We start from the raw sequence: 13655 nt of genomic DNA, 5'->3' as shown, positions 1-13655 counted from the left end.
AATCGTAATGGGCACAACGGCCGTCTCAAAGTTAATCGCCGTTGCCGGTTCCTGGTAACTCGGTAAAGCGAATAATGCTAATTATAGCACTGTCGAAAAAACAAACAAGGCCCTGCTAGGGCCCTGCGTAATTTGCTTTAAATGAAGTTTCTGGTCCTGCCAGCTAAACTGGGAAACGCTACTTAGGTGTAACCGATGCGGTTTCGCGTTGCTCCTCAACATAATCAACAAACACCTTCTTAATATCGCGATCATCGATACGGAGATTTCTCGAATATGCATCAAGTTCCAAAAGAACAATGCGCTGATCGGCTAGCGTTGTCCTGAACTTCTCAATGTCTTTGTCAAATTCAGGGCCGCGTCGTTGGGCCTTCAGTGCATACTTGCGCGCGAAGTCGTCGCCTGCTCCCTGGATCTTGTTGCGCAGGTCGATAGTGATCTTGATCTTCTCAAGGATACCCTCCTTCGAACGGCCAATTACTTCTGTCGCTTCAAGTGTTCCGAAAGTAAGTACTGTTGTGCCGCCTACGCCCGCAATGATCTTGGCGCTTTGAACATCATCAACAACGGCAGGCGTCGCTCCCGTCACCGCTCCGAGTGATGCGTTAACAATCGAACGGTTCTTCTTTCCCTTCTTAGCTTTCTTGTAGTCGCTGTTCAGATTCTTTTGGTTCTGATCAAGCTGCTGGATAAGGATAACCGCATCGGTAAGATTGCTGCGATACTTTTGGAACTGATGAGCATCCTTCTTGATTAGATTCTCAGCGTCGCTTACCCGCACCGTTACCTTTCGCTGTGTGCGGTTGTTGGACTTGTCAAGGGCAAAAATTACAAGGTCCGTTTTAACCGGCGGCTGAGTGTCTTCCACGAAATCATAGCCAGGGCTCCACGTGAGTTCGTACTGCAAAGGTGTATTCTCTTTCAATATCGCCTGGGGTATACGCTTGTCGCTGGTGATAAGGCCAACGGTCTTTGCATCATCGTCACCGTTTGGATCGGAGACATAGATCTTCAGGTTAAGGATTTCATCTTCTTTGATCGAGAATATCGAGTCGCCGGGTACGATCATGATGTCTGGCGGAAGGTCAAGCTGTGTTTGCGCAATGCGGAGCTTGCCCGTAGTTTCAAGTTTGTCCGGCTGGTCCTGAACTGTGAACTCAAGCACCAGTGGACTGTTTTTCAGGGCCGCAAACTGAGTTCGCGACGGCTTCCAGGTGAATGATCCCTGTTGAGAAAGGGCTGTTCCTTCCGGCATCACCACCAGGTTCGATCGGAATACGAGCGGATCGCCATCCGGATCGTACACCAGTTCAGAGGGTATCTGATAAGTATTTGCCGACGACTGTCTTACATACAGTACCGGCAACTCCTCCACTACTGGCGGGCGGTTAACATGTCGCAGAATGAAAGTAACTTCTTTACGCTCGCGTTTGCCATCAGCAAATGCCTGTTGGAAGATGACGTTTACATCGCGGGTCTTCTGAACCCGGTCTACCAGGTCGAACGACGGGGTCCAGTCAAACAATCCGGTACTGTCGAGTTGCATTCCCAATCCATCAGCGCCTTCAAGACTGTAGTATATCTTAGCACCCTGATGAGTGGATTTCACCTGGAAACGAACATGCTTTCCTTCGTTCACCACATTCCAACCGGTACTATCGGGAAAAATGAATGATGGAGGAGCGGTTTGAGCGTTTTGGCAAAAAGCTGAAGAGCCCGCGCAAGCGAGCAAAGCCATCAAAAAGGGATACTTCACGTCAATTAGTTTAAAAACGAGCCGTAAATTTACCAAGACCGTAACTTTATTGAATGCCACAAATCAAAAAGAAGGGAGCACAAAGCGACTTTTTCGGTGATGTGTATGAAGTCGTGCGACTTATCCCCAAAGGCAGAGTCACAAGTTATGGCGCTATCGCTCACTATCTGGGTCTTAAATCCAGCGCGAGAATGGTCGGATGGGCTATGCACACGTGTCCGAAAGGTGTTCCGGCTCATCGGGTCGTGAACAGTGCCGGTATGTTGTCTGGCAAACATGCGTTCAAAACGCCCACCACGATGGAGCTATTGCTCAAGAAAGAAGGCGTTAAAGTGCAGAACGATAAAATTCAACGCTTCAAGGATATTTTCTGGGATCCCGCAAAAGAACTGGAGTTATAGTGGCGGTTTCCGTCGGTAATCAACTATGAAAAAGAGTCCCACAAAGCGCCTCTTTTTCGATTAGAGAATCAAGTCTCCCAAATCAGGAACATTTCCTTTCCTGATAGCTCAAATTTCAATGATTTCGACTGTTCGGCCTGGTGGCATACCGTTGGCAATAGGCATATCGTCCGCGACCTGATAAAAAAACTTAAAAGGGTCGCTGAACACAGAGGCTACAAGACGGAAGTGAAGCCACCGTCGAATGGCCAGGTGTTCGATGATGATGGCCTTGTGCACAACATTTTTTGCGGGACAATACCACCTGCGCTTGTGATCACAAGGCTGTCGTCGCCGGACAGCTCGCTAAAGCGGGACTAGCTAAAGCGGGACTAGCTAAAGCGGGACAAGCAACCTCAAGTGCAAAGGCACTGAAAGGTTTAAAAACGAGGCACTAACAACAGGAAGAACAGCTCGCCAGATGGGCGGGCTTACTTCCAAACCTGGCTGAGGATGTCACTGACTTCCCGCCTATAAAGATTACATAGTGGGTTGGTTTTTAATCGGGAATCAGGCCGCTCTTAACCGGGCGGCCCTTCCTTAACAATCCAAAAAAGAAACTGCTGTCTGCAACCGTAAAATGAGACCATTTACGAACAGACACGAAGGCAAAGTGGGTTGGTTTTTAATCTAGGAAACAGGTCGTTCTTTCGGAGGGAGGGGCGGCCTTTCCTTTTTTACATCTATTCACCCGAACACTTCTCTCTCACTCTCACTCTCACACTAACACTTCACTCTCACTCTCACTCTCACTCTTCCCCACTCTCACACTCCACCCTCACTCTGTCTTCCCGTGTGCTACTCCAATCGCACGTTTAATCTTCTTCCAGTCCGTACTACTATCAACCGTGCAATCAGCTCCGAGAATAAACTGCGGGGGAGCTTCACTGAGTACACGTCTCACTTCGAGATCAATCTGTTCGGGAGTTCCATTAGTAATTACTCCGTGACGATCCATGCCGCCCATGTTAGGACGCTTAAATATTTCAGAGACTTGCTGCCATGAGAGTTCTCTTTCTTTCAACCGCGTATTGCAGTTCACAACCTGTCCCGGATAATCGAATACCGCGTCATAGTTTGAATAGGGAGCAACGTAGTCGCATACGTGAAGAATGTTGAATGGACATTTTGAAGTCACCTCACGCATAGCAACAAGATCTGAAGGCTTGATGTATTTGAGGAAGATATCGGGATCGCTAAACTCTCCGCTGTCGGATCCCTGCGTTGACATATAGAAGCCATCAACGCCAAGCTCAATACATTTCCGAACGAAGATCAGCTGACTTTCGACCAAAGCATCAAGACCTTTCTTTACCTGCTCCGGATCTTCATGAAGATGTTTCCAAAGCGTTGTATACGATGATAGCTGGCCAGCCCACATGTAAGGCGAATAGATGGTCATGATGATCAAGGCTTCTTTCTTTGCCTGCTTCACGATCTCTTTCACTGCTACAAGCTGAGGCTCATAAAAATCAACCTTGTTTGCCTTGACCTTTGACCAGTCTGATGGCTTTTGGATGAAATCGACCGGCTGATACTGCTGTTCATACTGGATCTTTACGAAGTCCATATCGGTGAATCGAAAATACTCCAGGTGTTTCTTCGCTGCAGCCATGCCGACGTGATGCTGCTCATCGAAATGAAGGAAGAATGCGGCGGGCGTGTATCCAGGCTGAGGCTTACCTTCAAGCCACTGTAGCATGCGATCACGTTTACTAAGAGCGGCTCGTGCGCCAAAAGAGGGTAGTTGCCGCGCGGTGAGCAAACAGCCGGTCGCTAACAGCGAAGCTTTGAGGAATGCCTTTCTTTTCATTGTAAATTCTGAGGAGATTGAATTTACTTGTTTTTGGATCGATGACCATGCTCCCGAAAAATATTATTGGTCTCGACTTAGGATTGGCTGCTGCAACGTGAATGAATGGCCTTTGCTCCGGCCCGTAACTCACTACTTACTTGATACCTAATTTTCGAAGATTAGCCTTTCGGATATACTCGCGTACTGCATTTGAAATATCGATTGCAAGGCCAATGGAAGTGCATACACCTACGAACATCAGAAACGGACCAATGGAGTGTTTGTGTTGCATACCCAGGTATCCCAGATAGATCACAAATATTACCGCCAGGGTGGCAACGATCAGGTTCTTCATGATGATCAAAAAGTTATTCGCAAACTTAGTGAGACAGCGTGCTTGTTGAAGTACTTATTCGGTCGGGGTAACTGTGACAGCCGTCGAAATGACAAATACGGATATGAATGTCCGTATCGCGAGAGGCGAAGGTGAATGCAATTTGGCATGGGAAGCCTGCGTTCGGACCATCAATCATGCTCACCACTGAAAGCGCTCCGTATAATCAGTCATGCTCCCTCTGCAAGTTCTGCTCGCATGGCGAAATATCGTTCGCCGTAGCTTTTATACTATCATCGAAGTGGCTGGTCTCGCACTGGGGCTTGCCTGTTTCTTCATCGTGCTTCTCTTTGTTGAAAAGCAATTTAATGCCGATACGTTTTTCACTGATCATGACAAGATCTATCGGATCCTGAATCACGAACAAGGATCGGGAAATCGCTATTCGGGAGGAGCTTCAGCTATTGCACATCACCTGCACGAAGAGGTTGCTGAGGTGGCGGACATCGTAAGGCTTTGGTATCCCTATAGAAATTACTCAACGCGGGGTATCATTCGGTACAATGATATAAGCTTTTACGAAGACAATGTGATTGAGGCCGATTCAAACTTCTTTCAGTTCTTCGACTTTCGATTCGTACAGGGAAATTCTTCAACGGCACTTCGGCATAGAGATGCTATCGTGTTGAGTGAACGTGCGGCCAGCAAGTTGTTTCCGGATGGCGATGCGTTGGGTAAAATTGTTGGCCTGGATGAAGAACGCTCATTGATCGTTACGGGAGTGGTGAACGTACCAGTTGGAACCCATTTGTCGTTTGACTATCTCCGTCCCGCCCATCGCCTGCCATCTCAGTTGTATGTGTGGGCACAGACGCTTGCGTTTACCTACGTGAAAGTGCCGGATAAAAAGGATGTGCCTTCGGTTCAGCGTAAAATTGACGGGATCGTATTAGCGCATGCAACAGAGGCTGATGCCGAATACCTGAAAAGCTATGACCACCTTTTGCAACCGCTGAACGAAATCACGACGACAGTTCTCCAGTGGGACATAGTTACAGCACATGCGGCATCGCAGCTTTGGGCGATACTCGCTATCGCAGTATTTATTTTGGTTTTGGCTATTGTCAATTTTGTGAATCTGGCAACCGCGCTCACCACCGAGCGCATGAAGGACTCTGGTATTAACAAAATTCTTGGAGCATCTCGATGGCACCTCATTCTTTCGTTCTACGTGGAGTTTCTGCTCATAACCATCATTGCAGGGTTGGTTGCAATGGCATTGATCTTAGGCGTAATGGAACCTTTCAATGTGCTGGCGGATGTTCACCTTCAATGGAGAGATCTCTTCACTGCTGAGTTTTTAACGATCTTCGTGAGTGTCTTGTTGATCACATCATTTCTTTCAGGAATATATCCAGCCTGGAGGCTTTCGCGGTTCGGTGCTGTTCAGTCGCTCACTCAGACGCTTAAGCCTACCGTTGCTGAACGCACGATGCGTCAAACGCTTGTCGTGTTTCAATTTGTGATCTCACTCACTTTGCTGGCGGGAACCATTGTCGTGAACCGACAGATACGTTTCATGCAGTCGGCGGACCTTGGTTTCAACCAGCAAAACATTTATGTGCTACGCATACCGTCCGCTGCCTACGCGCCGGCGCGCCAACTGCGTCTTGCTCTCTCGTCTCATCCGCAGATAAAAGCCATTGCCGGCGCGTCGGGGTTGATCGGTGGCGAGCCGGGATCAGATACGTTTCATCCGGATCATATGCCAGACCAAACACCGGATACCTTTGCAAAGAACATCGCCATCGATACGGCATTTCTCCGTCTGATTGGCGTGCCATTGATCGCTGGCCGTAATTTTCAGTGGCATAACGTTGCAGATATGCGCACATCATACATCCTGAATGAAACCGCTGTCAGGCAGTTTCAGATGAAGGACCCCATCAATGCCAACTTCCGTCGCAGCGGAGATCTACAGGGAAAAATAATCGGCGTAATGAAGGACTTCCACTTTGCTAAGATGAGCGAACGAATCAATCCAATGGTTTTCTATTTCGATACGTTGAGATCTCAACGCTATATGATGATCAGCATTTCCGGAAGCCCATCTACGGCAGTTAGTAGCATTGAAGAAGCCTGGGCCCGCTTCCTGCCAGAGTATCCGATGGAAGGTTTCTTTCAGGATCAATACTTTAATAATCTCTACAAACAGGAGCAACAGGTGTCGAGCATAGCGGGAATCTTTGCCGTGTTGGCATTGATTTTGGCAAGCATGGGACTTCTTGGAATATCTTCCTTCATAATTCTTAAACGCGAAAAAGAGATTGGTATCAGAAAGGTAATTGGTGCCACGGCAGCTGGCATAGTGTTTCTGCTGTCGGGTGGCTTCTTACGGATGATCTTCATTGCATTTGCAATCAGCATCCCGTTAACGATCATACTCATGCAGCAATGGCTGAATCAATATGCTGTCCGTATCGATGTAGGATGGATAACATTCATTGTTGCAGGCGGAGTTACGGTTTTTACGTCTGCGGTTGCTATTGGCTGGCAGGCCTTAAAGGCGGCCATGCAAAATCCTGTGAAAGCACTAAGGCGAGAGTAATTCCCGTAGAAACTTTTGATCATTAGCAACGGAATGATAATGATCGAAGTCCCTAACGGGATCCAAATATTAACTACTCAGGACTCACTACTAACGACTAAATACTCATATGCCATGACCAAACTTAACCGTCGTCAGTTCATCTCCATTGCCACGCAGCGATCCGGCATTCTCGCTGCATCGCTATGGCTACCCGATCTTATGCTGAATGGAAATCCGGCGCGGGCGGAAGGAGCTCCCATTCAATCGCTCTATGTAAACATTCATCCGGATAATCGCGTCGTCTTCAATTTGCCGAAGCAGGAGATGGGGCAGGGGATTAGTACTGGTTATGCTATGATCTTTGCTGACGAGCTTGGTGCGGATCTGGAACATATGGAAATCATCAACGCTGATTACAGTCGATCCTTCTCACTTGCCATGCAGGGGATTACAGGTGGAAGCTCTTCGACATCTATTGGCTGGCAGCCACTTCGGAAAGCAGCAGCAGAGCTCAGAATCCGCCTCCTTGCTGCGGCGGGCAGGTATTGGAAGGAATCACCAGATGGCTATACGACACGGGGATCGCGTGTTATCGATCCGGTGAAAAACAGAAGCATCACGTTCGGTGAGCTGATCTCTTTTGTATTGCCGGAAGAAAAGATCAATGTTGTGCTGCGGCCAGCGTCGGAGTTTCAGTACATCGGTAAACCCTTACCGAATGTTCGCATTGGTGCGATCGTATCCGGACGCCATCAATACGGTATGGACGTCGCGTTGCCTGGAATGCTCTATGCCTCAATTGAACGTTGTCCTGTGTTCCTGGGTAAAGCAACCAGCATTGATGATAGCGCGGCGCGAAAGGTGCCGGGTGTAGTTGATGTATTTCCTCTGGAAGGCTTTCGTCGTGACGCTGCTTCTGAGAACATGAGTCCGTCGTATCTCTATACAGTTCAGGACGGAGTTGCTGTGATCGCTACCAATAGCTGGGCGGCCATCCAGGGCCGGAAAGTATTGAAAATAAACTGGGACTACGGTAAGCATGGAGCAGCAAGCGATCAGCGCATTAACGCTTTGCTGTCTTCATCCGAAGCGAAGGACGGGCGAAAGATATTAGACGCTGGTGTTTTACGCGAACGTCAACCCGGAGATCGGCGGATCGATACAAGCTACGATATAACGTTTCAGGCGCATGCGCTGATGGAGACACTCAATACCGTATGTGATGTTAAGGCAGATTCGTGCGAAGTATGGAGTGGACACCAGTTTGCCAAACGTATAGTGGAACAGTTGTCTCCGATACTCTCCCTTTCGGCTGATCGCATCAACGTCCATGTCCTGCCCTCCGGAGGGGGAAGCGGTCGCCGATGGGAAGCGGACTTTGTTGTGGAGGCGGCACTGATTTCAAGACATGCTGGCAAACCCGTTAAATGCTTCTGGACCCGCGAGGATGAAATTCGCCACGACTATTATCACGCCTGCGAGCGGCACCTTGATGAGGTGACACTCGATTCAGCGGGAGACGTAGTTGCATGGCATGGAAAACGACTCACTTTCAATAATGTCTTCCTCGAAGACACCTGGAACCCCTACATGGATTCCGTGCCATCGCGAAGTCTGTCGCTGGTAGAGCTCGAATCACCCGTGCAAGTAGGCCCATGGCGATCGGTGAATCCTCATCGCAACACATTCTCACGGGAGTGCGCGGTCGATCGCATAGCCGCGGCGTTGGGACAAGATCCGTTGGATTTCAGAATTGCTTGGTTGAAGAAAGACCTGATAGTTCCTTCAAATGAAAAGAATCCTTCCGAATGGTTGAAGAAGGCTTCCGGCGATCGTCAGGCGCTGGTTCGTGTCCTGGAAAGAGCGAGAGAACTATGGCCTGGTAAAGGGAAAGGTGCGGGCGTTGCCATCACCACAATGCATAGCACGTGTGCGCATATCGCTCACGTTGAAATAATGAATGGCAGGCCGTTGCTAAAAAGAGTGGACGTGATTGTTTATTGTGGCACCGCCGTTAACCCCTCTATCGTAAAGGGCCAGTTTGAGGGTTCAATCGTGTGGGCACTGCAGGCAGTTTTGTATGGAGGCGTACATCTGAAAGACGGCCGTGTCGTCCAGTCTAATTTTAACGATTATAAGATGGTGCGTATAAATGAGGTGCCTGAAATCGAAGTACACATCATAGAAAGCAACGATCCGCCCCGGGGTACCGGCGAACCAGGGGTCCCACCGCTTGCGCCGGCGATGGCCAATGCGATCTATTCACTCACGGGCAAGCAACCTGCCGCGATTCCTTTTGATTGGGCTTAAGAGTGGCAGTCGGCGTTTACTATGCCCCTCAGCTGACAACTGCTTTGGCCGAAGGTGCCTTCGAAACCAGCCATAGGCCGAGGAATGTAATCGCTCCATTAATGAGCAACACTTCGAGTCCTATCTTATAACCACCAAACCACGATTCAGAATTTAAGCTGAGGAGGTATGATAACGCAGGCGATGCGAGACACACGAACGGAACGAGCTTGTCATTCACGACCCGCTTCGTAAAAATTCCAAATGTGAACAAGCCCAGTAGCGGGCCATAGGTGTAACCGGCAATATTCAACACAGCATCAATGACCGATCGCTCATTGATCTCTCTGAAAATGACAATGATCAAAAGGAAAAGCAACGAGAAGCCTACGTGTACAATGAACTTCTGCCGCCGTTTCGTCGCTTCGTCTTTGTGCTTGAAATCAAGAAAGTCTATACAGAAGGAAGTCGTCAGTCCTGCGAGAGCAGAATCTGCACTGGCATACGACGAAGCAATGATGCCAAGCAGGAAGAATATTCCAACGCCAAGTCCAAGCTCATTCAATGCAAGCCGCGGGAACAGTTCATCAGAAGCTGCCGGAATCGGAAGATTGAACTTCGCAGAATACAGATACAACAAGGCACCAAGGATCAGAAACAAAAGGTTAACCGTTACAAGCGTAAGGCTGAACCAGAACATATTCTTCTGAGCTTCTCCCAAATTCTTGCAGGTAAGATTCTTCTGCATGATCTCCTGATCGAGACCCGTCATTGAAATAGTAATGAAAGCCCCGCCGAGGAATTGTTTCCAAAAGAACATTGGCGAGTTCGGATCGTCTGTATAAAACATTCTCGCATACTGACTCGACTTAATAGTGGAAAGCATCTCCGGAACCGTCATGCCGAGCTTATGAGTGATCTCCCATACGGCAACGCAAACCGCGGTCACCAGAAATAGAGTTTGAAAAGAATCCGTCCAGACAATGGTTTTTACTCCGCCCTTGAAAGTGTAGATCCATATAAGAACGATGGTGGTAGCGACCGTCACGATAAAAGGTACATGCCAGACATCGAACAGGAAGAGCTGTAGAACGGTGGCTGCCAGGTAAAGTCTTAAGGATGAACCGATTGTGCGGGACACGAGGAAAAACGCAGCTCCGGTTTTATAAGACCAGAAGCTGAAGCGCTGTTCCAGAAAGGTATATATCGAGATGAGGTTCAGCCGGTAGTACAAGGGAAGAAGAATTCCCATGATCACCCAGTATCCAAGTAAGTACCCGAGGACAACCTGGAAATAGCCGAAACCGACTTTCCCAACGGCTCCGGGTACAGAAATGAAAGTTACCCCCGACAGAGAAGAACCGATCATTCCGAAGGCAACGAGATACCAGGGCGATTGGCGGTTAGCGGTGAAGAATGTGTTGGTGTCGGCTCCGCGGCTCGTAAAATACGAAATGGCGATGAGGGCGGCGAAGTAGACGATCAGGATGGAAACGACGAGGAATGGAGACATGCCAGCGCAAAAAAGTGAATATCAAAGAATCATGTAAATCCGGGAAAATCCAAATCCGAGGTTCGATTCCAGGCCAGTTAGTGACAGAATGACACGCTGAATTTGAGGCGTCTCTTATGTAGACCCTCAATAATCCCTTGACCGAAGGTCAATGAAACCTACACAAAACCTCTGAATGAGCTTCGCAACGGGAAAAACTGCTCCAAACCACACTCAAAACTGTCCAAATGTCAGGATAGGTCCTCAGGGAAGCCCTGGAAAAAAACACCAATCTTAGGTTCGATCTGATTTATACGTCGCCTCATTTTCTCACAGGTTCCGGGAAAGGCCACGGGCCGTGGATCGATCTGAAGGCCTGAGGTCAATCAGTAACCGGTCGAAACTCCTATCCTTAATCTTTAAAGTTTTTGAACCGGAAGGCATCGGTTTCTGTTCCGTGAAAGCCCTAAATTGGGTATCTTTGTTGTTCCTTAATCCTTTGTACAATGAGACCCAGCTATCAGGAAGATGTAATGGAAGATGTGCTGGAAGTAGTGGAGACTACCGACGCCATGGACCTCGTTGTTTTCAACGACGACTATAATACTTTCGAACACGTAATCAACACGCTTATACGCGTGTGCAAGCATACAGCGGAGCAGGCAGAACAGTGCACCATGCTTATCCATTACAAGGGCAAATGCACAGTAAAGACAGGCGCTTATGACTTCCTGCGTCCCATGAGAGAATCGATTTGTGAAGCAGGCATCGACGCGAAGATCATATAATCTGTAGACTATCTAAACTCATTGGATTATCCTTCCCGACTTATTGAAAACGCGGTTAACCAGATCGCGAAACTTCCCGGCATAGGTAAGAAGACGGCATTGCGTCTTGTGCTTCACCTTATCCGTGAAAAACAGGAGAACACTGCTGCGCTTACCGATGCGCTGAATACATTACGCACCAACATTCGCTTCTGCTCAACCTGCCACAACATATGCGATGGCGATGTGTGTTCTATTTGCAATAGCCATAAGCGCGACCGTGCAATCCTTTGTGTTGTTGAAGACGTAAAGGATGTGATGGCCATTGAGAACACGGCGCAGTTCAATGGACTATATCATGTGCTCGGAGGAGTGATCTCGCCAATGAATGGTGTTGGTCCCTCTGATATCAAGATTGAAACACTCGTTGGCCGGGTAAGCTGTACACCATGTGAAATCAGGGAGGTGATCCTTGCATTGAGTCCCACCATGGAGGGCGACACCACTGCCTTCTATATCAACAAACGACTGAAAGACATTTCATTAAAGGTGAGCGTGATCGCCCGCGGTGTGCCGGTTGGAGGCGATTTGGAGTACGCGGATGAGATTACACTGGGGCGGAGTATACTGGGCAGAACGCTTTTTAATTGATAATTGACAATTGATAATTGACAATTTTGGAGGGCCTTGCGGCCCTTTTTTGTTGTTGCCGGGTTGTGTACAATTGTGAAGAGGGAGAGGCGAACGTGTGTTCGATCGAATTTTATATTGGTCACCCGCTAACCATTGGTTGCGCGATCCGTGTAATATCACTGGTTTAGAGGGGCCGCCAGGGCCCCTATTAATTATCAATTGTCAATTGTCAATTATCAATTATCAATTGTCAATTCTCGATTATAATTGTTTTCTTTGCCGCCGCTAAAATTTATCAACCATGAAACTTTCTGACCGCATCGAAGCCATTCAGGAATCTGCAACATTGGCCATGGCCGCAAAAGCACGCGAGTTCAAGCAAAAAGGAATCGACGTGATTGGCCTCAGCCTTGGCGAGCCTGACTTTAAAACACCTCAACATATATGCGAGGCCGCTAAGAAAGCGATCGATGAAGGTAAGTGGTTTGCTTATCCTCCTGTTCCAGGATATCAGGATCTGCGCGAAGCTCTTGCTGCAAAGTATCAGAAGGAAAACAACGTTCCGTATAAGGCAGAGAACATTGTCGTGTCAAACGGCGCGAAGCAATCCATCGCCAATGCCATGCTTGCTCTTTTGAATCCTGGCGATGAATGTATCGTGTTCTCCCCGTACTGGGTTAGCTATGATGCCCTGGTTCGACTTACCGAGGCCACTCCAGTGATCATCAAAGGTGGAATTGAAAACGACTTCAAAGTGACAGCTGCTCAACTCGAGAAGGCCATCTCTCCAAAGACGAAGATGATCATCTTCTCTTCACCTTGTAATCCAACGGGGTCGGTATTCTCACGCGCTGAGTTGAAAGCTATTGCTGATGTCGTTCTAAAGCATAAGGACCTCCTCATCATTGCTGATGAGATCTATGAGCATATCAACTACACTGGCGAGCAGGTAAGCATCGCTTCGTTCCCCGGTATGTTCGATCGCACTATTACAGTCAATGGTTTCGCCAAAGGCTTTGCCATGACAGGATGGCGCGTAGGATATATCGCTGCTCCAAAGTGGATCGCCGACGGCTGTAACAAGGTTCAGGGCCAGATCACTTCTGCTAACTGCTCGATTGCACAGCGCGCAGCATTGGCCGCAGTAACAGGCGACATAGAGCCTACGAATAAGATGGTGGCTGAGTATCGTCAGCGTCGTGAGATAGTTTATAACTTACTGAAGGAAATTCCAGGCATTAAGACTAACCTTCCCGAAGGAGCATTTTACTTCTTCCCGGATGTAAGCGCCTATTATGGAAAGTCAAACAATGGTGTTGCTATCAAGAACGCCGACGATCTGTGTCTCTTCCTTCTTGAGAAGGCGCATGTTGCGACGGTATCTGGTGGAGCGTTTGGCGATGAGAACTGCATCCGCCTCAGCTATGCAGCATCAGAAAAAGATCTGAAGGAAGCGATGAAGCGCATGAAGGCAGCGCTTGCTGAGTTGAAGTAATTGACAATTGATAATTGATAATTGATAATTGTGGAGGGGCCTTTTCGGCCCCTTTTTTTATTGG

The 13655-nt window shown here is 48.3% G+C and carries 10 protein-coding genes; 6 read left to right on the top strand and 4 right to left on the bottom strand.

The window, feature by feature from the left end; translation table 11 throughout:
• Positions 1 to 178 precede the first annotated feature (178 nt).
• Complete coding sequence (locus WBG78_RS13765; protein ID WP_337327005.1) at positions 179 to 1756, bottom strand: hypothetical protein; 1578 nt, start codon at positions 1754 to 1756, stop codon at positions 179 to 181.
• A gap of 53 nt (positions 1757 to 1809) precedes the next feature.
• Here WBG78_RS13765 and WBG78_RS13760 point away from each other — a divergent pair, with 53 nt between their 5' ends.
• The gene (locus tag WBG78_RS13760; protein WP_337327004.1) at positions 1810 to 2157 is read left to right on the top strand and encodes an MGMT family protein; all 348 of its coding nucleotides are present in this window, start codon (positions 1810 to 1812) and stop codon (positions 2155 to 2157) included.
• A gap of 817 nt (positions 2158 to 2974) precedes the next feature.
• Here WBG78_RS13760 and WBG78_RS13755 read toward each other — a convergent pair.
• Positions 2975 to 3898 carry a uroporphyrinogen decarboxylase family protein gene (locus WBG78_RS13755; protein WP_337327003.1) on the bottom strand — a complete coding sequence of 308 codons (924 nt, stop codon included), beginning with the start codon at positions 3896 to 3898 and terminating at the stop codon, positions 2975 to 2977.
• A gap of 247 nt (positions 3899 to 4145) precedes the next feature.
• Complete coding sequence (locus WBG78_RS13750; RefSeq protein ID WP_337327002.1) at positions 4146 to 4346, bottom strand: hypothetical protein; 201 nt, start codon at positions 4344 to 4346, stop codon at positions 4146 to 4148.
• Positions 4347 to 4557: 211 nt separating this feature from the next.
• Here WBG78_RS13750 and WBG78_RS13745 point away from each other — a divergent pair, with 211 nt between their 5' ends.
• Together WBG78_RS13745 and WBG78_RS13740 are read left to right on the top strand one after the other, a co-directional pair.
• Positions 4558 to 6933: an ABC transporter permease gene (locus tag WBG78_RS13745; protein ID WP_337327001.1), complete on the top strand. Its 2376-nt coding sequence runs from the start codon at positions 4558 to 4560 to the stop codon at positions 6931 to 6933.
• Between the two features lie 114 nt (positions 6934 to 7047).
• A complete protein-coding gene (locus tag WBG78_RS13740; RefSeq protein ID WP_337327000.1) occupies positions 7048 to 9225 on the top strand; it encodes a xanthine dehydrogenase family protein molybdopterin-binding subunit in 2178 nt (725 codons plus the stop codon).
• A 28-nt stretch (positions 9226 to 9253) separates the two neighbouring features.
• Here WBG78_RS13740 and WBG78_RS13735 read toward each other — a convergent pair whose 3' ends face one another.
• A complete protein-coding gene (locus WBG78_RS13735) occupies positions 9254 to 10717 on the bottom strand; it encodes a sodium:solute symporter (RefSeq protein WP_337326999.1) in 1464 nt (487 codons plus the stop codon).
• 485 nt (positions 10718 to 11202) lie between these two features.
• Here WBG78_RS13735 and WBG78_RS13730 point away from each other — a divergent pair, with 485 nt between their 5' ends.
• From WBG78_RS13730 to WBG78_RS13720, 3 genes are all read left to right on the top strand, one after another.
• Positions 11203 to 11484 carry an ATP-dependent Clp protease adaptor ClpS gene (locus WBG78_RS13730; RefSeq protein ID WP_337326998.1) on the top strand — a complete coding sequence of 94 codons (282 nt, stop codon included), beginning with the start codon at positions 11203 to 11205 and terminating at the stop codon, positions 11482 to 11484.
• A 21-nt stretch (positions 11485 to 11505) separates the two neighbouring features.
• Entirely contained in the window at positions 11506 to 12114 is a 609-nt protein-coding gene (gene recR / locus WBG78_RS13725; protein ID WP_337326997.1) for a recombination mediator RecR, read from the top strand.
• Positions 12115 to 12397: 283 nt separating this feature from the next.
• On the top strand, positions 12398 to 13591 hold the full coding sequence (locus tag WBG78_RS13720; RefSeq protein WP_337326996.1) for a pyridoxal phosphate-dependent aminotransferase: 1194 nt from the start codon (positions 12398 to 12400) through the stop codon (positions 13589 to 13591).
• The last annotated feature ends 64 nt before the right edge of the window (positions 13592 to 13655 follow it).

The sequence above is a fragment of the Chryseolinea sp. T2 genome (assembly GCF_037203685.1).
Lineage (GTDB): Bacteria > Bacteroidota > Bacteroidia > Cytophagales > Cyclobacteriaceae > Chryseolinea.
The sequence above is the reverse complement of the archived record's forward strand: the minus strand, read 5'-3'. Positions and strand labels throughout refer to the sequence as shown.

Bases quoted from the DNA above. Each gene is read 5' to 3' on its own strand.
- WBG78_RS13755 (WP_337327003.1), bottom strand. From the start codon at position 3,898: ATGCTACAGTGGCTTGAAGGTAAGCCTCAGCCTGGATACACGCCCGCC.
- WBG78_RS13745 (WP_337327001.1), top strand. From the start codon at position 4,558: ATGCTCCCTCTGCAAGTTCTGCTCGCATGGCGAAATATCGTTCGCCGT.
- WBG78_RS13740 (WP_337327000.1), top strand. From the start codon at position 7,048: ATGACCAAACTTAACCGTCGTCAGTTCATCTCCATTGCCACGCAGCGA.
- WBG78_RS13735 (WP_337326999.1), bottom strand. From the start codon at position 10,717: ATGTCTCCATTCCTCGTCGTTTCCATCCTGATCGTCTACTTCGCCGCC.
- WBG78_RS13760 (WP_337327004.1), top strand. From the start codon at position 1,810: ATGCCACAAATCAAAAAGAAGGGAGCACAAAGCGACTTTTTCGGTGAT.
- WBG78_RS13750 (WP_337327002.1), bottom strand. From the start codon at position 4,346: ATGAAGAACCTGATCGTTGCCACCCTGGCGGTAATATTTGTGATCTAT.
- WBG78_RS13730 (WP_337326998.1), top strand. From the start codon at position 11,203: ATGAGACCCAGCTATCAGGAAGATGTAATGGAAGATGTGCTGGAAGTA.
- WBG78_RS13720 (WP_337326996.1), top strand. From the start codon at position 12,398: ATGAAACTTTCTGACCGCATCGAAGCCATTCAGGAATCTGCAACATTG.